Source organism: Paenibacillus rhizoplanae, from assembly GCF_042684125.1.
GTDB lineage: Bacteria > Bacillota > Bacilli > Paenibacillales > Paenibacillaceae > Paenibacillus_AQ > Paenibacillus_AQ rhizoplanae.
In genome coordinates, this window is record NZ_JBHUKY010000078.1 from 44,935 (window position 1) to 70,369 (window position 25,435).

The 25,435-nt window shown below is 53.2% G+C and carries 20 protein-coding genes; 19 read left to right on the plus strand and 1 reads right to left on the minus strand.

Going from position 1 to position 25,435, the window contains the following annotated elements; translation table 11 throughout:
* From ACFSX3_RS28800 to ACFSX3_RS28815, 4 genes are all read left to right on the plus strand, one after another.
* A partial coding sequence (locus tag ACFSX3_RS28800; RefSeq protein WP_379313585.1) for a zinc ribbon domain-containing protein occupies positions 1 to 195 on the plus strand: 195 nt, incomplete at its 5' end.
* 143 nt (positions 196 to 338) lie between these two features.
* Positions 339 to 1,928: a peptide ABC transporter substrate-binding protein gene (locus ACFSX3_RS28805; RefSeq protein ID WP_379313588.1), complete on the plus strand. Its 1,590-nt coding sequence runs from the start codon at positions 339 to 341 to the stop codon at positions 1,926 to 1,928.
* Positions 1,929 to 2,128: 200 nt separating this feature from the next.
* Positions 2,129 to 2,899, plus strand: coding sequence for a flavodoxin family protein (locus ACFSX3_RS28810; protein ID WP_209990368.1), 771 nt, complete (start codon positions 2,129 to 2,131; stop codon positions 2,897 to 2,899).
* Between the two features lie 156 nt (positions 2,900 to 3,055).
* On the plus strand, positions 3,056 to 3,877 hold the full coding sequence (locus ACFSX3_RS28815; RefSeq protein WP_379313590.1) for an RCC1 domain-containing protein: 822 nt from the start codon (positions 3,056 to 3,058) through the stop codon (positions 3,875 to 3,877).
* A gap of 55 nt (positions 3,878 to 3,932) precedes the next feature.
* Here the strand turns inward: ACFSX3_RS28815 and ACFSX3_RS28820 are convergent, their stop codons facing one another.
* The gene (locus ACFSX3_RS28820) at positions 3,933 to 4,916 is read right to left on the minus strand and encodes an SHOCT domain-containing protein (protein ID WP_379313592.1); all 984 of its coding nucleotides are present in this window, start codon (positions 4,914 to 4,916) and stop codon (positions 3,933 to 3,935) included.
* 231 nt (positions 4,917 to 5,147) lie between these two features.
* Here ACFSX3_RS28820 and ACFSX3_RS28825 point away from each other — a divergent pair, with 231 nt between their 5' ends.
* The 15 genes from ACFSX3_RS28825 (at position 5,148) to pssA (ending at position 25,435) form a co-directional block, all read left to right on the plus strand.
* Entirely contained in the window at positions 5,148 to 7,808 is a 2,661-nt protein-coding gene (locus tag ACFSX3_RS28825) for a DUF4118 domain-containing protein (protein WP_379256605.1), read from the plus strand.
* The gene (locus ACFSX3_RS28830; RefSeq protein WP_209990377.1) at positions 7,801 to 8,517 is read left to right on the plus strand and encodes a response regulator; all 717 of its coding nucleotides are present in this window, start codon (positions 7,801 to 7,803) and stop codon (positions 8,515 to 8,517) included. Before ACFSX3_RS28825 ends, ACFSX3_RS28830 begins: the two co-directional genes overlap by 8 nt.
* Positions 8,518 to 8,745: 228 nt before the next feature.
* Positions 8,746 to 9,072 carry a hypothetical protein gene (locus tag ACFSX3_RS28835; protein WP_209990379.1) on the plus strand — a complete coding sequence of 109 codons (327 nt, stop codon included), beginning with the start codon at positions 8,746 to 8,748 and terminating at the stop codon, positions 9,070 to 9,072.
* 230 nt (positions 9,073 to 9,302) lie between these two features.
* Positions 9,303 to 9,380, plus strand: coding sequence for a K(+)-transporting ATPase subunit F (kdpF, locus tag ACFSX3_RS28840; protein ID WP_173127715.1), 78 nt, complete (start codon positions 9,303 to 9,305; stop codon positions 9,378 to 9,380).
* 19 nt (positions 9,381 to 9,399) lie between these two features.
* Positions 9,400 to 11,076, plus strand: a complete 1,677-nt coding sequence (gene kdpA / locus ACFSX3_RS28845) for a potassium-transporting ATPase subunit KdpA (RefSeq protein ID WP_209990383.1) — start codon at positions 9,400 to 9,402, stop codon at positions 11,074 to 11,076.
* A gap of 18 nt (positions 11,077 to 11,094) precedes the next feature.
* The gene (gene kdpB / locus ACFSX3_RS28850; RefSeq protein WP_209990388.1) at positions 11,095 to 13,128 is read left to right on the plus strand and encodes a potassium-transporting ATPase subunit KdpB; all 2,034 of its coding nucleotides are present in this window, start codon (positions 11,095 to 11,097) and stop codon (positions 13,126 to 13,128) included.
* Between the two features lie 16 nt (positions 13,129 to 13,144).
* Entirely contained in the window at positions 13,145 to 13,774 is a 630-nt protein-coding gene (kdpC, locus tag ACFSX3_RS28855; protein WP_209990391.1) for a potassium-transporting ATPase subunit KdpC, read from the plus strand.
* Positions 13,761 to 16,082, plus strand: coding sequence for a universal stress protein (locus ACFSX3_RS28860; RefSeq protein ID WP_209990394.1), 2,322 nt, complete (start codon positions 13,761 to 13,763; stop codon positions 16,080 to 16,082). Before kdpC ends, ACFSX3_RS28860 begins: the two co-directional genes overlap by 14 nt.
* Positions 16,083 to 16,252: 170 nt before the next feature.
* Entirely contained in the window at positions 16,253 to 17,194 is a 942-nt protein-coding gene (locus ACFSX3_RS28865; RefSeq protein WP_209990397.1) for a ketopantoate reductase family protein, read from the plus strand.
* 433 nt (positions 17,195 to 17,627) lie between these two features.
* A complete protein-coding gene (locus tag ACFSX3_RS28870) occupies positions 17,628 to 18,113 on the plus strand; it encodes a nitroreductase family protein (protein ID WP_209990400.1) in 486 nt (161 codons plus the stop codon).
* Between the two features lie 44 nt (positions 18,114 to 18,157).
* Complete coding sequence (locus ACFSX3_RS28875) at positions 18,158 to 19,903, plus strand: ABC transporter ATP-binding protein (protein WP_209990403.1); 1,746 nt, start codon at positions 18,158 to 18,160, stop codon at positions 19,901 to 19,903.
* A complete protein-coding gene (locus tag ACFSX3_RS28880; RefSeq protein WP_209990406.1) occupies positions 19,887 to 21,728 on the plus strand; it encodes an ABC transporter ATP-binding protein in 1,842 nt (613 codons plus the stop codon). Before ACFSX3_RS28875 ends, ACFSX3_RS28880 begins: the two co-directional genes overlap by 17 nt.
* A gap of 710 nt (positions 21,729 to 22,438) precedes the next feature.
* Complete coding sequence (locus ACFSX3_RS28885; protein WP_209990409.1) at positions 22,439 to 23,119, plus strand: response regulator transcription factor; 681 nt, start codon at positions 22,439 to 22,441, stop codon at positions 23,117 to 23,119.
* Entirely contained in the window at positions 23,116 to 24,870 is a 1,755-nt protein-coding gene (locus tag ACFSX3_RS28890; protein WP_209990412.1) for a sensor histidine kinase, read from the plus strand. Before ACFSX3_RS28885 ends, ACFSX3_RS28890 begins: the two co-directional genes overlap by 4 nt.
* Positions 24,871 to 24,910: 40 nt before the next feature.
* Complete coding sequence (gene pssA / locus ACFSX3_RS28895; RefSeq protein ID WP_209990414.1) at positions 24,911 to 25,435, plus strand: CDP-diacylglycerol--serine O-phosphatidyltransferase; 525 nt, start codon at positions 24,911 to 24,913, stop codon at positions 25,433 to 25,435.

Consider the following 25,435-nt stretch of genomic DNA (forward strand, 5'->3'; position numbering starts at 1 on the left):
GCACTTGCTGGAATCCAAGTGGTTGAAGTGAATCCGGCATACACCTCGCAAGCCTGTCCCTCTTGTGGAGAGCGGAACAAAGCAAAGGATCGAACGTATCAGTGCAACTGCGGTTATACAGCACATCGGGATCGGGTCGGTGCCATCAACATCATGCGTCAACCTGTGGCAGATGGTAACAGTCTGCCAGCCTAGGTAGCTATAAGCTCTGATCTAGGATGGGCGAATGAACTCGCCCTTAACTTAGCAGTAGGGCAAAGCGGAAACGTATGCGCCCGCTAACTAGCTAAGAATCCCACCCTTTTAAGGGTGTGGAGGTTCAAAAAGGGGAAACGTTGATGAAAAGGTTGCTTTATATCATTTTGGCAGTAGGTTTAATGATGAGTGTAACGCTCACGGGAGGGACGGGCAGTTCATCTGCTGCACAAGCAAATAAGATATTGCGTATCGGTATGGGAAGTCTTCCTGATCAGCTTGACCCGGCAGCAGCTGCGGATGACAGCACAGTGACGGTTGTCAAAGGGTTATTTGAAGGACTGGTGCGGTTGAATGCGGCTGGTCAGGCCGTTCCGGCAATTGCAAAATCATGGACCCTCTCGAAGGATGGCAGAACATATACCTTTGCACTCCGTGGAGATGCGAAATGGAGCAACGGGCAGCAGGTACTGGCCTCGGACTTCGAGTATGCCTGGAAGCGGGCGCTGGCTCCGGAAGCCAAGAATGTCTATGCTTTTAATATGTACATGATTAATAATGCGCAGAACTACAACGAGGGACTTCTGAAGGATACCTCCAAAATCGGCGTAAAGGCTCTGAATAACACCACACTTCAGGTCACATTAAAGGAGAAAACCTCCTATTTCATCCAACTGCTCGCAGAGAGTATCTATCTGCCGGTGTACGCTAAGACCGCGAAGGCCAACAACCAATGGGCAACCGACCTTAAGTCTATGGTAACTAATGGTCCCTTCAAGCTCAAGACATGGAAGAGTAATGAGATTTCTATAGTTAAAAATCCTGCTTATTATGCGGCCCAAGAAATTAAGCTGCCGGAGGTACGTCTGCTGCTGCCTGGGAATCCGACCGCCGCTTATATGAATAAGGAGGTTGACTGGGTTGGAGGCGGAGGGGAGGAATCGGTGGATTATACATCTTTAGATAGCGCATCTTCCCGCGACCTGCATGAAGGACCGTATGCTTCCACCTATTTTTATCAATTCAATCTGACGAAGCCGCCGTTTGACAATCTGAAGATCCGCCAGGCATTGGCGATGGCGATTGACCGCGAAGCCTTGCGTTACGGCAATCCGGCGTTTGGATTGGTGCCGCCAAGTATTCATGGGACCCAGTTGAATTTCCGCACAGAGATGTCGGACAAGATGTACTTTCATGAGGATGTGGCGGCGGCCAAGCAATTACTGAAGGAAGGCATGAGAGAAGCGGGACTCACCAAGTTCCCCAGCTTCACTATTATCGTGAATGAATATATCAACCATGACGTTATCGCAAGTAAAGTGATTAAGGACTGGCAAAAGAACTTAGGTATTGAAGCAAGTGTAGAAGTCCAAAGCTTCGAGGAACTGCTGGATAATCGTATACATCAGAACTATGCTATTGCAAGAGCGGGATGGAGCGCTGATTTCAATGATCCGGCCTCAATGCTGGAGCTATTCAGTTCACAGAATGTCTCCAATGATACGGGGTGGAGCAATGCAGGGTATGACCGTTATATGCAGCAAGCCCGGCAGGCGGCCAACCCCGGCACACGTATGCAGATTTATGCCACAGCCGAAAAGCTGCTTATGGATCAAATGGCGGTTATTCCGCTGTTTTACAGTGTGACTGATTACTTGAGTCATCCTAATATCAAAAATGTATATGTTGACTATGACGGGGCCATAGCTTTCACAAGAGGGTCGTGGCGGTGAAAAACGTATAGAATACAAGGATCAGGAGGCCATGAGCAGATTGCTGCTTGTGGCTTCTTTGCGTTGTCTTGAAGTCCTTCACCAATTGTTCAAGAACAGGCAGTATCCGAACTGAAAACTAAGAATATCTATGTTAGTATGAAATGAATGAATTATATTATATTCATTCATATTCAGTATTCTATTCTGGAGGGACAATCATGAAGAAGGTCATCGCAATTATCGGCAATCAGCAAAAGAACAATACGTACAGAGCGGTCCGTGAGTTTGAAGCGCAGCTCAGAACCTATGAGGAGATCGAGTTTGAGTATATTTTCCTCAAGGACTATAGGCTAGAGTTCTGCCGGGGCTGCAAGACCTGTTTCAGTAAGGGCGAAGAATATTGTCCGCTGAGGGACGACCGGGATGTGCTGGTGGAGAAAATGGAGGGCGCAGACGGTGTGATTATGGCGACCCCCAATTATGCATTCCATGTATCGGCAGCGATGAAGAATCTGCTGGACCGGCTGGCATATGTGTTCCACCGGCCGCAGTTCTTCGGCAAGACGTATGCAGCGATCGTCAATCAGGGAATTCATGGCGGCAATGCGATTGTCAAATATCTTAGCAGCATGGGAGAGAACTTCGGGTTCCAGGTTACCAAAGGGTGTGTGCTTAGTACGATGGAGCCAGTTACCACGGCAGCCGCGCAGAAGAATGCTGTGAGAATCCGCAAGTCTGCGGCCCGCTTCTACAAAGGACTGATGCGGCCGGCACCGCCGACTCCCACATTGTTCCGCTTGCTGATGTTCCGGCTGTCCCGGACCAGTATTCATCATATGCTGGATGAGCGGTCGAAAGATTACCGGCATTACCAGGCTAACGGCTGGTTTGAAGCGGCGTATTATTATCCGGTCTCTCTGGGTCCTGTCAGGAGCTTAGCAGGACATCTGTTTGACAGAATCGGTAAAAGAATGGCTAAACGCGCTTAATAATGAATGAAATTAAATATATTCATTCACGACCAGGAGGGTCAACATGAGAGAATGCCCTTCGCAAGGGCGTTGAAAAGTAACGAATATTTTGCAATACTAGCTATACCAATTATGAGAACCTTATACGAAAAAGAAACCAAAGGAGCAATGAATATGCCTACCGCTTCATTATCCGCCATCGCGGCGGGATACCGCCATTCAGTTCTGCTCCTGCCGGACGGAACCGTGCGGGCTTGCGGCGAAAATACATACGGGCAATGCGAGGTAAGCGGCTGGCGTGATATTGTTGCGGTTGCAGCAGGCAATGCTCATACAGGGAATTCGCATACAGTAGGCCTAAGGCCGGACGGAACGGTGATTGCGGCCGGCTGGAATAAGCATGATCAATGTAATGTGGGAGATTGGCACGATATCATTGCGATTGCAGCGGGCTGGCGCCGTACTGTCGGGTTGAAGGCAGACGGAACAATAGTTGCGGCGGGAAGAAACAACGAAGGTCAATGTGAGGTTAGCGGTTGGGCGGATATTGTTGCGGTTACCGCAGGAGACTGGCACACGGTTGGACTCAAGGCTGATGGTACGGCCATTACAGCGGGGAACAACCGCTATGGGCAGCGGAATGTGAATGGCTGGCAGGAGCTGACGATGATCGCGGCGGGTTATCTTCATACGGCCGGACTCAGAGCTGACGGCACAGTAGTAGCTGCAGGGCTGAACAAGCGTGGACAAGGTGAAGTAGGCGGCTGGTGCAACATTAAGTCCATTGCGGCAGGCAGTCATCATACGATTGGCCTTGCATGGGACGGCACGGTTATGGCTGCGGGCTGGAATGATTACGGGCAATGTGAAGTAAGCAACTGGCAGAATATCGTTGCGGTCGCAGCGGGCTGCACCCATACGCTAGGTCTTCAAGCGGATGGCGTGGTAGTTGCGGCAGGGAGCAATGCATACAGGCAATGTGATGTTGAAAAATAGCTATGAACGCTACCTAAAACAGGGCTCATAGCTATTCATGAACAATTACACGGAATCAGCCGTTCAACAATTCCGACTTTTTACGGTCAAATTCCTCTTGTGTGATCGCGCCCATATCCAGCAGCTGTTTGAATTTCAGCAGTTCATCAGCCACACTGAAGTTCTCTTTGCCCGCAGCAGATGAGGTTACCGGTTCTTGCTTCGAGTCAAAGCCCAAGTCAAAGAATTCTCCTTCGATTACGTTAATCTCTTCATCTTCTGCCGAACGCTTCACTTTCTCGTAATCCTGCTCGAACTGTGCCTCTGAGTAGTCGCTGCTGGCAGCCGATAGGGCCTCGCGCAGACGGTTACCCATTGGTTTCATCGAGAAATAAGTCATTCCGCCCGAGAGGAGCCCGCCGAGGACCGGTACGAACTTTGATGCACCTTGAGCGAAGGTTTTTTTAGTGATTTTGATTCCAATATAAGCTGAGATTTTCTTAAGAATCGGATAGTACATGGTTTGGGTCAAAGCTTGCTGCGGAAGCTTCTTCAATAGCTGCTGAGAGATTCTTGCCGTCAACATCCTCATCATGGAAGCTGAACCTGCAACTCCAAACATTACTCCCAAATACAAAGTTAGTTCCCGGGTAACATGCTCTGAATCTGCGGGGTCTTCTTCCCACAGGTCGGTGCGGCCATACAGATAAGCGAGTTCTTGAGACATTCGCAGCACTACGCCAAAAAACTGCAAAGTATCTGCCGGAATGGTCGCCGCCATGGCTAATCCGCCCGGAAGTCCAACGGCGGTGGAGGCTGCTGTGCTCAGAAGAGTTCTTTTTTCAATAAGTGTCTTCGCCATTTTGTCGATCACAGATAGGTTGATTCCGGCTTCAAGCGGCCCTTTATCCAGTATCGTGTGCATGTTTCCATAAGAATCATATTTGGCAAACTGCTGGGCGAGGAATTCACGCCGGTCTACCCGTACCCCGGGAATTTTGATGGCATTCGTCAAAATCACTTCCATTGTACCTTGTGTGCTGTGCTGTTCGTTTGTCATCTCAGATCTCCTTAGAATCGGTATGTAAGAATTAGGCCTCTGAGCATATATTCGGGAAGCATGTTGATTTACCCTCTATTGACTTACACTAATCTTAATGCAATCTTAATCCCACAGCAGAATCCGTAATACTATGCTGATTATGCACATGCTATACTGACGCTAGAGTGTATAATGGCTGGGAGAAATCCATGGAACAATGAGGTTCATAAGAGGAAAGGAAACATTCGGATGACAGGGCAGATTACGGCAGAGAAACGGCGGGGCCGGCTGAAAATATTCTTCGGATATGTACCGGGAGCAGGGAAGACCTGTGCAATGCTGGATGCCGCCCGTGCAGAGCAAAAGGAAGGGACTCAGGTAGTGGCCGGCTATATTGAGACCCATGACAGAGCAGAAACAGCAGATCGGCTTAGAGGATTGGATCTTCTTCCACTGATGGAAATATCTATTAACGGGGCAATCGTCCGGGAATTTGACCTTGACCAGGCGATCCGCAGGAGACCGGAGCTGATTCTGCTGGACGAACTGGCCCACATCAACGCTCCGGGAGTACGCCACAAAAGGCGGTATCAGGATGTGGAGGAGCTGCTGCGGGCTGGAATTAATGTGTACACTACCATCAATATTGAGCATATTGAAAGTGTGACCGATGTGGTAGCCTCCATTACAGGGATTCCTGTACCCGAGCGTATTCCGGATAGTGTGTTCGATCGTGCAGATCAGATTGAGTTCGTTGATATCGCACCCGGAGACTTCATAGAACGTCTGCAAAAAGGGCGGATCTGTCCCGATGAGCAGCTGCAACAGAAATACGGGGAGATCTATCAACCGCAGAAGCTGATTGCCCTGCGGGAAATCGCCTTGCGTTATACAGCGGATCAGTTAAACCGGATTGCTCTGCAGTTCGGGGAGGGAGCAGGCGCGGCTGGCTTTTATACCAAGGAACATATCCTGGTCTGTCTGTCGTCGGCAATGTCCAGCAAGAAGGTCATCCGTACAGCGGCCAGAATGGCCGAAGCCCTACATGGAGAGTTCACCGCACTCTATGTGGAGACCTCCAGGACGAAAGAATTGACACTGAGGAACAAGTCGGAGCTGAGGGAGAACCTGAGACTGGCCGAACAGCTGGGGGCCCAGATTGCGACAGTGTACGGTGAGGATGTTCCGGGACATATCGCCGAATATGCCAAAACCAGCCGGGTCTCCAAGATCGTCCTGGGTCGTTCACAGCATAAAAGCCGCTTACCGACCAGCTCTAATTTTGTCGATAAGCTGACGGCGGCCGCTCCAAATATTGATATCTATATCATCCCGGACCATGAGACTGCCGCGCACCCGAGAATTCCGCTGTATGCCAGACCTCCGCTGCTGTCACTGGCTGATACCGCCAAAACGCTGGGCATTCTGCTGGTCTGCACGCTGATCGGATTATGGTTCAAGGTTCTGGGCTTCAGCGAAGCGAACATCATCACCGTCTATATTCTGGGTGTTCTGCTGGACGCGATGGTTACGAAGGGACGGCTGTATAGCGCGGCGACTTCGATTTTGAGCGTGCTGGTGTTTAACTATTTTTTCACAGAGCCTTATTTCTCGCTGAAAGCCTATGATTCCGGTTACCCGGTGACGTTCGTCGTCATGCTTGCCGCCTCGTTCATCACCAGTACGCTGACGCTGCGGGTCAAGGAACAGGCGCGGGAATCGGCACAAAAGGCTTACCGGACGGAGGTGCTGCTGGAGACCAGCCGGAAGCTGCAGCAGGCCAAAGACACCCCGGCCATTATCAACGAGACGGCACTGCAAATGCTGAAGCTGCTGGACCGGAGCATTATCATCTATGAGGTTGAGGGAGATGAACTCTCGGAGCCGCTCGTCTATCCCAAGGCTGGAAGTGCTGTGGAGGCGGAGAGGGATACACTGGAAGCTGAACGCGAGGTTGCGGAGTGGGTGCTGCGGAATAATAAACGTGCCGGAGCCTCTACCGATACGTTCTCGATGGCCCGTTGTCTGTATCATGCGGTACGCAGCGGGGATGCCGTATTTGCCGTGGCAGGAATCGTGATGGAGCAGGAAGAACCGCTGGAGGTATTTGAGAAAAGCCTGATGATCGCCATGCTTGGCGAATGCGCGCTGGCCCTGGAGAAAGACAAGCTGAGTGAGCAGCAAAAAGAAAGCACGCTGCAAATTCGTCAGGAGCAGCTGCGTGCCAATCTGCTGCGCGGCATTTCGCATGATCTGCGCACGCCGCTTACCAGCATCTCCGGCAATGCAGGAATTCTGATCGGCAACTCGATGGTCCTTAGTGAGGACCAGAAGCAGGAGCTGTACAGCGATATCTATGATGATTCGATGTGGCTGATTAATCTGGTGGAGAATTTGCTGTCCATTACCCGGATCGACAATGGTGCGGTTCACCTGAACTTCCAGGCGGAGCTGCTGGAGGAAGTCATTGCGGAAGCGCTGCTGCATGTGAACCGCAACAAGGAGGATCATGTGATCCGGGTCCTGCTCGAAGATGAGCTGCTGATGGCCCGAATGGATTCACGGCTGATTATTCAGGTGATCATCAACCTGGTAGATAATGCGATTAAATACACCGGTTCCGGGTCACATATTACATTAACCGCCAGACAAGAGGCGGGCTTCGTTGTGGTAGAAGTCGCTGATGACGGACCGGGAATATCCGCCGAAGCCAAGGCCAAGGTGTTCGAGATGTTCTATACGGCGGACAATGTCCGGGGAGACGGCAGGCGCGGGCTGGGTCTGGGACTTGCGCTCTGCAAATCTATTATTCATGCCCATGGCGGGCATTTTGAAGTACAAGATCATGCTCCGCAGGGGACGGTATTCCGCTTCACCCTGCTGGCAGAGGAGGTGAACGTCCATGAATAAACCAATGATTCTGGTCGTCGAAGATGACAAGCCTATCCGTAAGCTGATTACCACAACACTGGAGACTCAGGGCTATAAATACCATACGGCGGAGACGGGGGAGGCTTCCATCCTGGAGGCGGTATCCAGTCAGCCGGATCTGATGATTCTGGATCTCGGTCTGCCCGATATGGACGGCGTTGATATTATTAAGAAGGTCCGGGCCTGGTCCAACCTTCCGATCATCGTGGTCAGCGCCCGCAGTGAGGACCGGGACAAGATCGAGGCGCTGGATGCCGGGGCGGATGATTATCTGACCAAGCCCTTCAGCGTGGAGGAGCTGCTCGCCCGACTGCGGGTCAGCCTGCGGCGAATCCGGGGGGACAGCGAGAAGCTGATGAAGGATTCGTCTGTCTTCACCAACGGGAATCTGCGGATCGACTATTCGGCGGGCTGTGTCTGGCTGGGCCAGGATGAGATCCATTTGACACCCATTGAGTATAAGCTGCTGGGTCTGCTGGCCAAGAATGTGGGCAAAGTTCTGACCCATAATTATATCCTGCATGAAATCTGGGGCAGCCCTACGTATGACATTCCGGCGCTCCGTGTATTCATGGCGACGCTCCGCAAGAAGATTGAGCGCAACCCTTCACAGCCTAAGGTGATCCAGACGCATATCGGTGTCGGTTACCGGATGCTCCAGATCGGGGACGACAGCAGGGTGATTTGAACAAGCAAGCGGAATCCCCATAGCGGTGAAAAGATAAAGGATTCGTAACCATGCCTGCACGGGCATGGTTTTTTGCCGTTCCTGCTGACAGAGAGCAACGGGGGTTACAGCACGCTGGCGATTTTTTTACGTAATCTTAATCCGCTGAAGCAAACCCTAATCCTGAACTAATGGCGGGAGTGGTACGCTAAGTCCTGAAGTGAACCACATTAGAGAGAAGGCATGGAGATGGATGTGTGGCTAAGAAATATCGGACTGATGACAGTGCTGACTGCGGTGCTTGTGCTGATCAAACGGAAATATGACCGGGTCTATCTGCTGCAGGGCTGCTCCTACGAGAATAGCCTGGTATACGCTGCTGCGGGTAAGTTTGCCGGGGGCGCAGAGGCCGGGGAGGTCAGGGAGATGCTGATCAACAGCTTCGAGTTCGATCCGAAGGAGGCAGAGCTGATTCTGGCCAGGGCGCTGCCGCACAGAATGGAGCCGGATGGAGGGTATGGCGCTTTTATCAAGGAGGTTAATCAGCTGCTGGGTGAAAACATTTACCGCTCTTAATTCAGTCTTAACGGGATCTTAATGCGCCGGAGGAAACCCTAACCCTGAACTTATGGCAGAAATGATACGCTAGACCGGAGTTACAAGAGAGAGATTACATTAGGATGAGGAGTGGCAAAGACGATGATGGATGTGTATATGACAGTGGTTATGGCAGCTCTGTTCACTTTGTTCTACGCGTTTGCACAATGGTGCGGCCGTGTGGTAGATGAACAAGGGGGGAATGAGTGATGGCGGTTGTGCTTGCAGCGACTGCGCTGCTGTTTCTTTACCTGGTCTATGCTTTGATTCATCCCGAGAAATTTTAAATATTAAGGAGGGTCATCCGTGGGGATTGTACAAATGCTAATAGTGATCTTAATACTCGTACTGCTGGTGAAGCCGGTGGGAACTTATCTATATCATGTCTTCTCGAATGAACCGAACCGGACAGACCGGATATTCGGCAGAGCGGAGAAGGGGATTTATCGTCTGATCGGGCTGAAGCAGCGGGGCGGGATGTCCTGGAAGAAGTATGCGGTCAGCTTCATTGTAACGAATATAACACTGGTCGTATTCAGCTATATTTTTCTGCGGTTACAGAAGGGGCTTCCGCTCAACCCGAACGGGATCGGCAACATGGAAGAGACGCTCACCTTCAATACGGTAATCAGCTTCATGACCAATACGAACCTCCAGCATTACAGCGGGGAGAGCGGGGTATCTTACTTCTCGCAGATGGCGGTAATGACGATGCTGATGTTCACCTCGGCAGCCAGCGGCTTCTCGGTTGCGGTTGCTTTTGTCAGAGGGATTACAGGACGCAGCACGGTGGGGAACTTCTTCGAAGACTTCGTCAAAGCGCATATTCGGATCTTCATTCCGCTTGCGCTGCTTGTAACAATGGCGCTTGTTGCGCTTCATGTGCCGCAGACTCTGAAACCGACACTTGAGGTGACCACGCTAGAAGGCCAGACACAGCAGATTGCCATTGGCCCTGTGGCCTCCCTGGAGTCCATCAAGCATATCGGCACGAACGGCGGCGGTTTCTTCGGAGCCAACTCGTCCCATCCTTTTGAGAACCCTAGTCCGCTAAGCAATGTGCTGGAGATTCTCTCCATGTGGCTGCTGCCGGCATCTCTGCCGTATATGTACGGGAAGTTCGCTAAGAACAAACGTCAGGGCTGGATGATTTTTGGAGCGATGATGACGTTGTTCGTGCTGCTGCTGGGATTGAATTATGCGGCTGAACGTGCGGGTAATCCGGCGATTAACGCGATGGGCATTGATACGTCACAAGGCAGTATGGAAGGAAAAGAAGTCCGGTTCGGGATTGCTCAGTCGGCGCTCTTCACAACTGTCACCACAGCGGCAACAACCGGCAGTGTGAACAATATGCATGACACGCTGACGCCGCTTGGCAGCATTACGCCGCTAACCCTGATGATGCTGAACAATGTATTCGGCGGCAAAGGTGTCGGGCTGATCAATATGCTGATGTATGCGATACTCGGTGTTTTCCTCTGCGGGCTAATGGTCGGACGAACGCCGGAATTCCTGGGCCGCAAGATTGAAGCAAGGGAAATGAAGCTGATCGCCATCGCTATTCTGATCCATCCGCTGATTATTCTGGTGCCGACGGCGGCCGCTTTTCTGACGGATCTCGGTAAGGGCGGTATTACCAACCCCGGATTCCACGGGATGACTCAGGTACTGTATGAATATGTATCCGCTGCTGCCAATAACGGCTCGGGCTTTGAGGGATTGGCGGATAATACGTCCTTCTGGAATATAACGACGGGTATGGTTATGCTGCTGGGCCGGTATGTCTCGATGATTGCGATGCTGGCGGTCGCAGGTTCTCTGCTGCGCAAGAAGCCGGTGCCGGAGACAATTGGAACGTTCCGCACAGATAACGGGCTGTTCACAGGCATTCTGATTGGTACGGTGCTGATCATTGGCGCACTGACCTTCCTGCCGGTGATTGTCCTCGGTCCGGTTGCAGAATATTTGACTCTACGGTAGGGAGAGGGAGAGAAGAGAATGAGTACTGTACAACGCAAAAAATTGCTGACCGGCCCCATCCTGCTGAGTGCTGCCAAGGACAGTCTGGTGAAGCTTAATCCGGTGACTCTAATGAAGAATCCGGTTATGTTCGTGGTTGAGGTGGGTACGGTCATCGTACTGCTTATGGTGCTGGCGCCGGGGTATTTCAACGCTGAGCATGCCATAGGGTTCAATATTGCCGTATTCTTCATTCTGCTGTTCACCGTGCTGTTCGCCAACTTCGCGGAAGCACTGGCTGAAGGCCGGGGCAAGGCCCAAGCCGATTCGCTGAAAAAAACAAAGCAGGACATCACCGCCCGCAAGCTGGCGGGTTCAGCCATCAAGGAGGTGCCCGCCTCGGAGCTGCGCAAAGGCGATGTGGTGGTCGTAAGCCAGGGAGAATTCATCCCCGGTGACGGTGAAGTGATCGAAGGGCTGGCTTCTGTCGATGAATCGGCCATTACGGGGGAGTCGGCACCGGTCATTAAGGAGGCCGGGGGGGACTTCGGCTCCGTGACCGGCGGTACCCGTGTAGTCAGCGACCAGATCAAGGTGCGGATTACCAGTGATCCGGGAGAGTCCTTCCTGGACCGGATGATCTCACTGGTCGAAGGGGCCAAACGTCAAAAGACACCAAATGAAATTGCCCTGAACACCCTGCTGATCAGCTTGACGATTATCTTCCTCATTGTCGTGGTAACCCTGCGTCCCATCGCTGATTATATCGGCGTTAAGCTGGAGATTCCGGTCATGATCGCGCTGCTCGTCTGCTTGATTCCGACTACCATTGGCGGGCTGCTGTCAGCGATCGGGATTGCCGGGATGGACCGGGTGACGCAGTTCAATGTCCTGGCGATGTCCGGTAAAGCGGTGGAAGCCGCCGGGGATATCAACACGATGATTCTGGATAAAACCGGGACGATCACCTTCGGCAACCGGATGGCGAGTGAATTCGTCACGGTAGGCGAAGCGTCAGGAACAGAGCTTGCCGCCTGGGCGGCGGTCAGCTCGCTGAAGGATGAGACTCCGGAGGGGCGTTCCGTCCTGGAGCTGGCGAAGAAGCTGGAACTCCGGTATGACAGCAGCCTTGCAGACGGAGGGGAGTTCATAGAGTTCAAGGCAGAGAGCCGCATGAGTGGTATTGATCTGCGGGATGGACGGTCGGTGCGAAAGGGAGCTGTAGACTCCGTGAAGAAATGGGTGCTGGCGCAGGGCGGTGAAGTCCCGTCCGATCTGGACAATAACTCGGATGCCATTGCCAGATTAGGCGGCACTCCGCTTGCCGTTGCAGTAGACAGCCGGATCTATGGGCTGATCTATCTGAAGGATACCGTCAAACCCGGGATGAAGGAGCGCTTCGACGAGCTGCGCAGTATGGGGATCAAGACGATCATGTGTACCGGGGATAACCCGCTGACCGCCGCCACGATTGCCCGGGAAGCCGGGGTCGATGATTTCATTGCCGAGAGTACGCCGGAGGACAAGATTGCGGTCATCCGCCGGGAGCAGAATGAGGGCAAGCTTGTAGCCATGACCGGTGACGGCACCAATGATGCCCCCGCCCTGGCCCAGGCCGATGTGGGGCTGGCGATGAACAGCGGGACAACCGCAGCCAAGGAAGCGGCCAACATGGTGGATCTCGATTCTGATCCGTCCAAGATTATTGAGGTAGTAGCGATCGGGAAGCAGCTGCTCATGACACGCGGAGCGCTGACTACCTTCAGCATCGCCAATGATATTGCCAAGTATTTCGCCATCATTCCGGCCATGTTCACACTGGCCATTCCCGAGATGGAGGCCCTGAATGTGATGGGGCTGGGGTCTCCCAGCTCGGCGATTATCTCGGCGCTGATCTTCAACGCCATTATCATTCCGCTATTGATTCCGCTCGCCATGCGCGGGGTATCGTACAAGCCGATGAGCTCAACCCGGCTGCTGGCGCGCAATATTGTCATCTACGGGCTTGGCGGTGTGGTTGTTCCATTCGCAGGCATCAAGCTGATTGACCTGATTGTCAGGATCTGGATCTAGAGGAGGCATAATTATCATGGCACAATCCATTCATGAGACCAACGTAGAACAGGCATCGCCATCACCAGCTGCCTACTTCTTCACTATCGTAAGATTAAGCATAGTATTCATTATTCTCTGCGGAATGATCTATCCGCTGGCGTCTACGGCGCTTGCCCAGGTGCTGATGCCTGCCCAGGCGAACGGAAGCCTGCTGAAGAATTCAGACGGGAAGGTTGTCGGTTCTGCGCTGATCGGGCAGAAATTCAGTGATCAGGCGTGGTTCCAGAGCCGTGTGTCCAGTATTGAATACAAGGCGGAAGCTTCGGGATCGAATAACTACGGGCCGTCGAATCCTGATATGCTGCAGCGTACTAAGGACTCGATTGCCCAGTGGAAGCTGGACAATCCCGGTATCCCCGCCAGCCAGCTGCCTGTTGATCTGGTTACGAACTCAGGCTCCGGCCTTGATCCGCATATTACACCGGCTGCGGCACTCGTACAGATTCCCAGAATCAGCCAGCTGACCGGTATTCCGGCAGACACCCTTCAGGCCCTGGTGACCAAGCAGACCGAAGGCCGTGATCTGGGACTCTTCGGGGAGAAACGGGTAAATGTGCTGAAGCTGAATCTGGCATTATCGGAACTCACCCGTGGCACCCTATAAACGCAAGTCCCCTGAGGAAATCTTATATTCCATCTATCAGCTCCAGCGGGGGCGGCTGAAGATTATTATCGGCTCGGTCAGCGGGTCAGGCAAAACCTATCACATGCTGGAGGAAGGCAAGCTGCTGAAGCAGCAGGGCATTGATGTGGTGATCAGTGCCGTATCCACTATGGGCCGGGCGGAAACCGTCCAGCAGCTTGGCGATCTGGAGCGGGTCCCCAGCATTCACTGGTGGAAGGACGGCAAGGAAGAGAAGGATCTGCCGCTTGAGGCTCTGGTGGAACGTAACCCCGAGGTGCTGCTGGTGGATGGTCTGGCGCACCGCAACCGTGAAGAGGCCTGCTTCCAGACACGGCTGGAGGACATCCGGTATCTGATGGATCAGGGTATCAGTGTAATCACTACTATCAATGTCTATGAGCTGGCCGGTGTGGGTGAGCAGATCTATGAGATGACCGGCATCCGTTCAGAGGAGACTGTTCCGCTGAATACCTTGGAATTGGCTGACGAGGTGCGGCTGATTGACGTCTCTCCGGAGACGATCCTGAAGCGGCTGGAGGAGGGCGTGCTTGGTGAGGGGGCGCATCCGGCACTATCCCTCAGGGGTAACCTTGGCGTGCTCCGTGAGGTATCGCTGCGGCTGATGGCGGAAGGGGTCAATGACTCCTTGGAAAAGCACCGCGAGGCCGAGGGACTGATCGGTCCCTCCGGCGCAACCGAGCGGATTCTGGTCTCGGCGCAGTATCATTGGAATGGCTCTCTGTATATAAGAAGGGGACAGCAGATCGCCAAACGGCTGAACGGTGATCTGATTATCGTGACCTTCCTCTTGCGCGGCCGTCCGCTGACCAAGGATCAGCAGGTATTCAAGCGCTCCATCCGCAAGCTGACCGAGCGGATTCACGCCCGGTTCGAGGAGCTGGAGCTGCTGCGTCTACGGATGCTCCCGTCCATGCTTGTGCGCTATGCCATTCAGAACAATGTTACCCGAATTGTGATGGGGCATTCACAGAAAAGCGGCTGGCAGGAGAAGTGGCAGGGCTCCATTGCCAGCCGCGTCCTGCGGCGGACGCGCAATATAGATGTGTTCCTGATGGCAGACCGCGCGGAGCAGGATGGCGAACGGATTCTGCCGGTCCGGCCAGCCCCGAAGGAGACTGCGGAACCGTTCCACCGTCTAACCACCCAGGAGCTGGAGAAGAAGATTGAGCATATCCGCCGGGGAACCTTCAAGGTATATATCGGCTCAGCCCCCGGAGTTGGCAAAACGTACAAAATGCTTCAGGAAGGCAATCTGCTCCGCAGCAGGGGAATTGATGTGGTTATCGGGCTGCTGGAGACCCACGGAAGGGAGGAAACCAGGCAGCAGGTAGGCGGATTAACGCTGATCCCCAGAGCGCGGATTCCGTATCAGTCTACGGAGCTTACCGAGATGGATACCGAAGCGATCATCGCCCGGCATCCCGAGGTGGTGCTGGTGGATGAGCTTGCCCATACGAATGTTCCCGGAAGTATCACGAGGAAACGGTATGAGGATGTCATCCGGCTGCTGGAGAACGGAATCTCTGTCATAACCACCGTCAATGTGCAGCATCTGGAGAGCCTGAACGATGCAGTGGAGCAGTTAACCGGTGTGCGGGTCCGCGAGACGGTGCCGGATGCGATTCTGCGGATGGCGAGCGAGGTGGAGCTGATTGACGTTACGCCGCAGATGCTGCAGCAGCGGATGCGGGAAGGGAATATCTACGCGCAGGAGAAAGTCAATCAGGCCCTGGAGTCCTTCTTCCGAATCGGCAATCTGATCGCGCTGCGGGAGCTGGCCCTGCGCGAGATTGCCGATGATGTCGATGAGCGCCTGGAGGCCTGGGAACGGGAGCCTGCCCTGCGCGGCCCTTGGAGCAGACGGGAAGTCATCTTCGTCTGCGTGGATACGGGCCCGCAGGCCGAGCGGCTCATCCGGCGCGGGTTCCGGATCGCCCACCGCCTCAAAGCCGAATGGCATGTGCATTACGTACACTGCTCCCGCATACAGACACCGGAAGAACAGAAGCGGCTGAATACGCTGAGGCACCTGACGGAGCGGCTGGGCGGTGTGATGGACATCACCGAGGCGGGAAGCCGCAAGCATCTGCATAAGCATCTGCTCCAGCGGATGAATGATCGGCAGACTACACAGCTGATCATCGGACAGTCACGCAGGCATTGGGCGTATAGCCTGTTCTCGATGAGCTTCGTTCAATATCTGCTGCGGCATGCCCGGCATATGGATATGCTGATCGTGGCCGTTCATACGCAGATAATGGAATGAGGCAGCTTAGCGTCGTAGGAGCGGTACGGGTAATGTACAATTTACACGGGTTTGTTCAGTAATTGACATCCTTGGCACCATTGGCAATTGCGCGATAGAGTCCCCGCTGCTAACCTAATGAACAGATGTTCATTTCAATACAACTGTTTGAAGCGGAGAGGGGATTCGAGATGCGAGTATTAGTGATGGGTGCGGGGGTAATAGGCAGTTATTTGGCCCATGTGTTGGTGCGGGGCGGGAATGAGGTCACAGTGCTGGCCAGAACGAAGCGGGCGGGCCAATTGCAGAAGGACGGACTGGTCCTCCGGCATTATTTTCAGCGTAAAACGACTGTGGATCAGGTGAAGGTAATATCCGGGCTACGGAGGGACGACGTCTATGATCTGATCTTCGTAGTGATGAAATACAATGACTTCCCGGCGGTGCTGCCGGCGCTGGCGGACAATGGAAGTAAGAATATTGTGCTTGTCGGCAATAACGGGGATACCCGCGGGATGCAGCAGTTCTTCAAGGAGAACAGCCGGATTCCGCAGAATATTGCGTTTGGCTTCCAGATTAACGGGGGGACCCGTGAGGAAGACGGGCGTGTTATCGTTGTAAGCGGTGGCGGCAAGATGGTGCTGGGCAGTCTGGAAGGTGAGATTCCGTTCAAGATGGAGCTTACAGCGGCCTTCCATAAGACGAAGTATAAGCTGGATTATTCGCAGGATATTAACGCCTGGCTCCTGAGTCACATGGTTTCAATTATCCCGGTGATGTCGGTCATTTATCTCTATGATTTTGATTTGGCAAAAGCAAGCAGAGACTCCGCTCGCTGGAAACAGGCAGTTGTCTTAATGGATGAAGGGTTCCGCGTGCTCTCCGCGCTGGGCTTACCCGTTAATCCCGCCTCTCTTGTTAACGGGGCGAAGAAGCACCCGGCACTGCTCGCCCACGGGTTGAGATTGATACAAAAGCTGCCATTCATGAAGCTGATCGATGGCTCCTTTAGCGAGATTGCAGCGCTCTATCAAGCCTTTGAACCTCTGATGCAGCAAGCCCGTCTGTCCACACCGGCGTGGGATGATTTCAAGCAGCAGACGATGAGGAAATATGCTTTGGAGCAGGGCTAGGATGAACGGATGCACAGAGAACAGATGAACTAATGAACATATGATCAGATCAGCTCCTCCAAAAGAACAGCTCAGGAAGCTCCGCTTAGGCGGAGTTTGCTGGGCTGTTTTTGCTAATTAAGTAAATCACTATGGTTTTCTTATGTGGATGCCAAAAACCACATACAATGAGCAGTTGCGAGGGCACCGGGGCCAATGTATGCTAAAAACCGCATATAATGGTCGGCGTGAAGTTGTGTGAGCATGCTGCCGCTCAAAAGGAGTAAATGAGCGGCAGCCATTGCAGCAACATTCCCATGAATTCGCCGGATGCAGCCATTAACACCATATACATAATGTTCCAATCTACTTATATAGTCTTGTAATTCACCGTGTTAAAGAGATATGCTTATTACCATGTGGATACCAATACAACAGAAGGAGTGGACTAACTATGACTATTATCGATACTATTCAAACGAGAAGAACGATCAAAGCCTTCCGGCCAGACCCGATTAAAAAGGAAGAGCTGAATACTTGGCTGGAGGCCGCCAGCTATGCTCCGAACCACCGGATGAATGAGCCGTGGGAGCTGCTGTTCATTGGGCCGCAGACGCGGACAGCGCTGAACCATAAGACTGATTTCGGCGGTGCTCCGGTGCTGATTGGAGTCTTATCCAAGTCTGCCGCTACCTCAATGGAGCGCGAAGAGAACATCATGGCTGTGTCCTGTTATATCCAGAATTTCATGCTGGCAGCTCATGAGGCAGGAGCAGGCGTGTTCTGGTCGTCACTCGGCGGTACAGCCAAGGGCCGTGAGGTGCTAGGCGTTCCTGAAGAACAGGATGTTATTGCAGTACTTGCCGTAGGGTATCCCTCGGAAGTGCCTGCTGCCAAGCAGAGAACGCCAATGACTGACAAAATCACATATTTACCCTAAAGGGACGAACGGATGCAACGACTGATGAGATGAAGGTGAACTGAATGTGGAAGCTAAGGGGCTTCATGAAGCCGTACGCGCTCTGGAGCGTGCTTGCCCCACTGTTAATGGTAGTTGAAGTAGTGATGGACCTGCTTCAGCCTGCACTTATGGCGAGCATTGTAGATAAAGGCCTGATGAAGAATGATTTATCGCATATCCTCTCCACAGGCGGCATTATGATTGGAATCGCTATCATCGGGATGATCGGCGGTGTGGGCTGTGCGATATGTGCAAGTATCGCTTCACAGAATTTCGGGAATGATCTACGCCTCAAGCTGTTTGAGCATATCCAGACCTTCTCGAACCGCAATCTGGACCGGCTGAAGACCGGCTCGCTGATCACCCGGCTGACAAACGATGTGGTGCAGCTTCAGACCTTCGTACAGATGATTCTGCGGAGCTTCGTGCGGTCGCCGCTGCTGCTGATCGGCAGTCTGGTCATGGCGGTCCGGATCAGCCCGTCCCTGGCGATGATCCTGCTGGCTGCGGTTCCGCTGCTGTTCATCCTGCTGTTTGTGCTGATCCGGCTTTCTTTTCCGTTATTTGCCCGGATGCAGGAGAAGCTGGATGGGGTGAGCAATGTGCTGCAGGAGAATCTCACCGGCATTCGCGTAATCAAAGCCTTCGTCCGTGGAGACCATGAGCAGAAGCGCTTCGATACCGCCAATACCGGCTATACGGATACCGGAATCCGGGCGATCCGCCTGATGGCGCTGAATATGCCGCTTATGATGCTGATTCTAAATGCCAGCATTATCGCCGTCCTCTGGTTCGGGGGCTTACAGAACTGGAACGGGGCGCTCCCTCTGGGTGAACTGATTGCCTTCATTAATTATGTTACCCAACTGCTCATGTCGATGATGATGCTGAGCATGATGCTTGCCTTCGTATCACGGGCCAAGGTGTCGGGGGACCGTGTGAATGAAGTGTTCGCCACCACAAGTGAAATTACCGAAGCGCCTGCGGCGGATCATGCAGCTATTACGCTCGGACGCATAGAATTCAGCAATGTCTCTTTCGCCTATAATCGTGCAGATGAGAATCTTGTGCTGGAGGATATCAGCTTTGCAGCCAGCCCCGGGGAGACGATCGCTATTCTGGGGGCAACCGGAGCAGGCAAGTCTACCCTGGTAAGCCTGATTCCAAGATTCTATGAGGTCTTGTCCGGTGCCGTTCTGATCGATGGAACAGACATTCGGGAGATTAGCCTGGAGCATCTGCGGAGCCGGATCGGCTTCGTCATGCAGCAGTCCCTGCTGTTCAGCGGCAGTATCCGGGATAATATCCGTTACGGACGGCCGGAAGCAACAGATGAAGAAGTGGAGCAGGCGGCTGTTGCCGCAGAAGCACATGGATTCATCACAGCGATGCCGCAAGACTATGATACACAGCTCGGACAACGCGGGGTGAACCTGTCAGGCGGACAAAAGCAGCGTCTGTCCATTGCACGCGCGCTGTTAATTAAGCCGGCCATTCTGATCCTGGATGACAGCACCAGCGCTCTGGATGCGGTTACCGAAGCGAGCATCCGCCTGCTGCTGAAGACGGAGCTTCAGAATTGTACTGTCGTTATGATTGCCCAGCGGGTGTCTTCTATTATAGATGCCGACCGGATCTTGATTCTGGAGAACGGCCGGATCGCCGCGCAGGGTACGCATACCGAGCTAATGGCAGGCAGCGAGATCTACCGGGATATCCGCCATTCCCAGCTGAAGGAAGAGGAGGAGCCCTATGTCCAGTCAACGTAAAAGGGAACAGGCTCCCGGCGGACCTGGAGCGTTAGGCGGAGGGCCTCCAGGCCGGGTTGGCGTTACACCCAAGGTACGCCCGAAGAACAGCAAGGCAACGATCCTACGCATTTGGTCCTATCTGAACCGTCAGCGGACCGGGCTGATTATGGTTTATGTATTCACGATTTTGAATGCTGTTCTTGCCCTAATCGGACCCTACCTGCTAGGAAAAGCCATTGATACCGCGATCCTCCCGCAGGATTACAGTCTCCTGATCCGGTTCTGTCTCCTCTTGGGCGGCATTTATCTGCTGGGCAGCGCCGTCTCTTGGGTGCAGGCTTATGTGATGACCTCCGTATCCCAGCGAACGGTATATGAGCTGCGGCGGGACCTGTTCGCCAAATACCAGGAGCTGCCGGTCAGCTTCTTCGATACCCATGCTAACGGTGAGCTGATGAGCCGTGCAACCAATGATATCGACAACGTCGCGAACTCGCTGAATCAGAGTGTAACCCAGCTCCTGAACAGTCTGATTACACTTAGCGGCTCCCTGGTCATTATGCTGATGCTGAATGTGCCGTTGACGGGAGTTGCTCTGGTAACGATTCCGCTGGTCGTGTTGGCGAGCCGCCGGATTACCGGCTTAAGCCGGATCTATTTCAAGGATCAGCAGCAGTATCTGGGTGAGCTGAACGGCTTCATTGAAGAAGCGGTGAGCGGCCAAAAGGTGATTAAGCAATACCGCAGAGAACAGGCGGAGGTCACCAGATTCCGTGGAATAAGCGGGGAGCTTAACAAAGCAAGTATTAAGGCGCAGATTGTATCCGGCCTGGTAGGACCAGTAATGAACCTGATTAACAATCTGAACTTTGCGCTGATTGCCGGAATTGGCGGCTGGATGGCCTATCGTGAGCTGCTTACTGTGGGGGTTATCGTTAGTATGCTGAATTATGCCAAGCAGTTCGGCCGGCCTATCTCCGACCTTGCGAACCAGTATAACCTGATCCAATCCGCAATCGCCGGAGCAGAGCGCGTATTTGAAGTGATGGATATGCCCTCCGAGTACAGCGGGGAGCAGCCGCAGGAGCTGGAGCGGATAGGCGGGGAAGTTATTTTCCGGGATGTGGTGTTCGGCTATAAGCCGGGCGAGCCTATTCTGAACGGTGTAAGCTTCACTGCGCAGCCGGGTGAGACCATCGCCCTGGTCGGGCCGACCGGAGCGGGGAAGACGACCATTGTCAACCTGCTGACGCGCTTCTATGAAGTGAGCGGCGGTGAAGTGCTGATCGACGGCAGGGATATCCGGGAGTTCAATAAAAACGGGCTGCGCCGCCAGCTCGGAATGGTGCTTCAGGACGCCCATGTCTTCTCGGGAACCATCCGTGAGAATATCCGGTTCGGCCGACTAGGGGCCACGGACCGTGAGGTGGAAGAGGCGGCCAATCTCGCCAATGTCAGCGGCTTCATTGCACGGATGCCTCAGGGGTACGACACGCTGCTGGGCACGGACGGAACTACCTTGAGTCACGGCCAGCGTCAGTTGTTGACCATCGCCCGCGCCATCCTGGCCGATCCGGCCATCCTCATTCTTGACGAGGCAACGAGCAGCGTGGATACCCGGACAGAGATGCATATCCAGCAGGCCATGCGGACACTGATGAAGGGCCGCACCAGCTTCGTGATCGCCCACCGGCTCAGCACCATTCAGGATGCTGACCAGATTCTGGTCATCCAAGGCGGCCAGATCGCCGAGCAGGGAAGCCACAGCCAGCTCCTTGCGCTGCAAGGGATATATTCCGAACTGTATAACAGCCAGTTCAAGCAAGCCTTTGAAGCCGGGTAACTGAGGCGCCGAATAATGTATCATATTAACGTAACAGCGATCCTCCGGTTATTCGAGAATCGCTGTTTTGCGTTTATGCTTGAGGGGATTCCTACACAGAATACAACAATGTGCATTATCCAGCACCGTGCTCATGGAATTCCTGCACTAATTACAACAATGCGTGTTCCTCAGCTGTGAATCTAACCGAATTCCTGCAATAAATACAACAATGTGCATGATCTGAGCTCAAACGAACGGAGTTCCTGCAAAAACTACAACATTTGTGTTCAGTGCGGTATTCAGTGCGGTATTCAGTGCGGTATTCAGTGAGGTTTTTAGTAGGGCGTTCGGTGAGGCAACTTTCTCTTTCAGATTTGTGCACAGTGGGACCACGTTCTCTTTCAGTATCAGTATGTTTTAGGTCCACTCACACCCAACACTCAAACAGCGGAGCGGGCGGAACGATTGTGGAAAAGCGGAGCGTTCGCCTTTGTGTCCGGATTTTCACCGATTAGGTAAAAATAATAAAAATCTGGACACAACAGCGATTGTAACAACGTTCCGTTTGCGTAGCGTTCACCCGAGCGCTAACTAATCGCCTACTCCAGCATGTGGTTTTCAGAACACACTTTCCACTTAATTATCAGCTAATTTCACACCAGGACACATAAAGGACATAACACTCGACTATGCTGAGAGGTATAAACGGGTTGAAAGCAGGGAGTATATTGAAGAAAAAGCTACTGCTTGTCGAAGACGAGCTGCGTATCCGTGAGCTGGTGTCGGATTACTTCATACAGGACGGCTGGGAGGTGCGCGAAGCCGCTAATGGGCAGGACGCGCTCCTGTGGTTCGATTCGCTTGGGCCAGATCTGTTGATTCTGGATATTATGATGCCCAAAATGGACGGATTTCAGGTATGCCAGGAGATCCGCAAGAAATCGGCAACCCCGATTATCCTGCTGACCGCCAAATCCGCCGATGACGACAAAATACACGGCTTCGAGCTGGGCGCCGATGATTATGTGACCAAGCCCTTCAGTCCCAAGGTGCTGGTAGCCCGGGCTGCGGCCCTGATGAAACGGGTCGAAGGTGCACATCAGCCTGAATCCAGCGTGGTCAGGTTCGGCTCGGCTATCTTTAATACCATGGCACACCGTCTAGAGGTGGAAGGCGCCGATGTCGAGCTGACCCCGAAGGAATATGATCTCCTGTGGCTGCTGATCCGCAACAAGGGCCATGTGATCTCGCGGGACACCATCCTCAGCCGGGTCTGGGGAATTGAATTCGAGGGGGACTCCCGGGTCGTGGACAGCCACATCAAGAAACTGCGCAGTAAGCTGGGATATGAATCCCGCCACATCCGTACGGTCATTGGAACCGGCTACAGATTCGAGGACGAAGAATGAAAAGATGGGGAATTACCTTCAAGCTGTTCGTGATGACCGTGATCTTCTTCGTCTGTTTCTACGGGATGGTAATCCTCAGCCAGTTCCTGCTGTTCGACCGCTTCTACCAGACGCAGAAGGAGACCCGTGTGGAGAAGCATCTTAAGAGCTTCGGGACAAGCTACACCAAAGAAGCCTGGGGCAGAACCCGGACTTCCCGCGAGCTGGTGCGGTTCATGCTGCGCAATAAGACACAATTGGTGATTCTGAAGCTGGATGGCCGGATGAAGTCCGAAGATCCGTTCCGCATGAAGCTGATCGACGAGAAAGGCCAGACGCAGGTGATCCCCATGTCCCTGTTCATGAATCAGTTCGGGGATATGCTCCGCTCGGCCCATTTGCAAGAAAATGATCAGGTTACTATCCAGGGAGAGCTTGTCACTGGCGAGAATGACCTCAGCAATCAGTTCTTCCCGCTCACGATTACCAAACAGGGGTTACCTCCAGTAGGCGAGGAGGGGGAACTGGACAACACAAGCATTACCGGAACGATCACAGAGCTGGTCCTGCCGGATCTGAAAATATGGAATCCGCGCCAGGGTATTCTTTTCGAGGCCATAGAGGACTGGTTTCCTTTAAATTCGGGTCAGCTGGAGAGCCTGGGTAATCTGAATTTGGTCAAGGAAGAGTGGACGGCGCCCTGGAGCGGTATCCGCAACTCCGTGATGATTCTGCCCGTTAAGCAGGCAAGCGGGGAGATAGAGCTGTTGTTCTCGGTCACCTCATTGCAGGACGTTAAGGATTCCAATGAAGCGCTGCGCTGGTTCTTTTTATACCTGGGGCTTGGCGGGTTCGTGCTGATTCTGGTCCTGTCGCTGTTCTATTCCAAGATGGTGACCCGGCCCTTAATCAAGCTCAATAATACAGCCAAACGGATGGTGGCGCTCGATTTCACCGGCCATGCCTCCATCCGCCAGAAGGATGAGCTGGGCAACCTGTCCAGAAGTATGTTCACCTTGTCCCAAAGTCTGGACACTGCACTGGGTGAGCTTCGGGAGACGAATCAGCAGCTGGTGGAGGAGATGGAACAGAAGAAGAAGCTGGAGCAGATGCAGCAGGACTTTTTTGCCAGTGCCTCCCATGAGCTGAAGACGCCGCTTAGTATTATCAAGGGCTTCGCCGAAGGGCTGGAGGACGGGGTGAGCGCCGGCAAGCAGGATCATTACATCAAGGTCATTATCGAAGAGGCCGACAAGATGGAGTTCCTGGTAAAAGATATGCTGGACCTGGCCCGGCTGGAGTCCGGTACGATCAAGCTGCGCAAAAGCTCCTTCATGCTGAGCGAAATGACGGAGAAGGTTACGGGCAAACTGGTGCATTCCCTCCAGAATAAGCAGCTGGATGTGGTCATTATTCCGGCGAATGAATTGCCTGTATATGCGGATGCTACATGGATTGAACAGGTGCTCAGCAATCTGCTGACCAACGCGATCCGTCATGCTGAAGAGGGCAGTACCATAACCGTTAGGCTGGAGAGCCAGCCCAAGAAGCTTTTGTTCACCATACACAACAAAGGGGAGCGAATCCCCGAGGATCAGCTGGCGCATATCTGGGAGCGGTTCTACCGGATCGAGGCTTCACGCAGCCGTCTGACGGGCGGGACCGGACTCGGATTATCCATTGCGAAGCAGATTTTAGATATGCATGGCTGCCGGTATGCAGTGATGAACACCACGGACGGCGTCTGTTTTAGTGTAACCTTTGGAGGCTGAGCCGTCCCATTACTAACTTGTAAGGAAAGGAGTGAACAGCATGAAATGGAGCTGGCTGCCTTCAATGTGCACACTGGGAAACCTGGGCTTCGGATCAATTTCCCTGCTATTCACGATTGAAGAACGTTATGATCTTGCTTTATTAATGATACTGCTGGCTGCGATATGCGATGTCATGGACGGACTGCTCGCCCGGATGCTGCATTGCACCAGTGATTTCGGCAAACAATTGGACTCTTTGGCGGATATTATTTCTTTTGGCATCGCTCCCGTCTTTCTTATTCTGTTATACCGGCTGGAGAACGTGCAGTGGGTCGGACCTGTGGCTGCGGTCGCATTCCTGATCTGCGGGGCGCTGCGGCTGGCCAGATTCAATATCTCGGCTCCCTCCAAGGGCTTTGTGGGCATGCCGATTACGGCAGCCGGATTGCTTCTGTCGATGACCACACTTATAGGTGAACGGCTGAAGCCGGAAATGCTCATTTTAATTATGGGACTGTTGTCTATACTGATGATAAGCAGGGTTCCGTTCCCTTCGTTCAAAAAATTCGTTAACAGGAAGTGA

Excerpts from the sequence above, each read along its gene's own strand:
- ACFSX3_RS28805 (WP_379313588.1), top strand. The coding sequence starts at position 339 with ATGAAAAGGTTGCTTTATATCATTTTGGCAGTAGGTTTAATGATGAGT.
- ACFSX3_RS28810 (WP_209990368.1), top strand. The coding sequence starts at position 2,129 with ATGAAGAAGGTCATCGCAATTATCGGCAATCAGCAAAAGAACAATACG.
- ACFSX3_RS28815 (WP_379313590.1), top strand. The coding sequence starts at position 3,056 with ATGCCTACCGCTTCATTATCCGCCATCGCGGCGGGATACCGCCATTCA.
- ACFSX3_RS28820 (WP_379313592.1), bottom strand. The coding sequence starts at position 4,916 with ATGACAAACGAACAGCACAGCACACAAGGTACAATGGAAGTGATTTTG.
- ACFSX3_RS28825 (WP_379256605.1), top strand. The coding sequence starts at position 5,148 with ATGACAGGGCAGATTACGGCAGAGAAACGGCGGGGCCGGCTGAAAATA.
- ACFSX3_RS28830 (WP_209990377.1), top strand. The coding sequence starts at position 7,801 with ATGAATAAACCAATGATTCTGGTCGTCGAAGATGACAAGCCTATCCGT.
- ACFSX3_RS28835 (WP_209990379.1), top strand. The coding sequence starts at position 8,746 with ATGGATGTGTGGCTAAGAAATATCGGACTGATGACAGTGCTGACTGCG.
- kdpF (WP_173127715.1), top strand. The coding sequence starts at position 9,303 with ATGGCGGTTGTGCTTGCAGCGACTGCGCTGCTGTTTCTTTACCTGGTC.
- kdpB (WP_209990388.1), top strand. The coding sequence starts at position 11,095 with ATGAGTACTGTACAACGCAAAAAATTGCTGACCGGCCCCATCCTGCTG.
- kdpC (WP_209990391.1), top strand. The coding sequence starts at position 13,145 with ATGGCACAATCCATTCATGAGACCAACGTAGAACAGGCATCGCCATCA.
- ACFSX3_RS28865 (WP_209990397.1), top strand. The coding sequence starts at position 16,253 with ATGCGAGTATTAGTGATGGGTGCGGGGGTAATAGGCAGTTATTTGGCC.
- ACFSX3_RS28870 (WP_209990400.1), top strand. The coding sequence starts at position 17,628 with ATGACTATTATCGATACTATTCAAACGAGAAGAACGATCAAAGCCTTC.
- ACFSX3_RS28875 (WP_209990403.1), top strand. The coding sequence starts at position 18,158 with ATGTGGAAGCTAAGGGGCTTCATGAAGCCGTACGCGCTCTGGAGCGTG.
- ACFSX3_RS28880 (WP_209990406.1), top strand. The coding sequence starts at position 19,887 with ATGTCCAGTCAACGTAAAAGGGAACAGGCTCCCGGCGGACCTGGAGCG.
- ACFSX3_RS28890 (WP_209990412.1), top strand. The coding sequence starts at position 23,116 with ATGAAAAGATGGGGAATTACCTTCAAGCTGTTCGTGATGACCGTGATC.
- pssA (WP_209990414.1), top strand. The coding sequence starts at position 24,911 with ATGAAATGGAGCTGGCTGCCTTCAATGTGCACACTGGGAAACCTGGGC.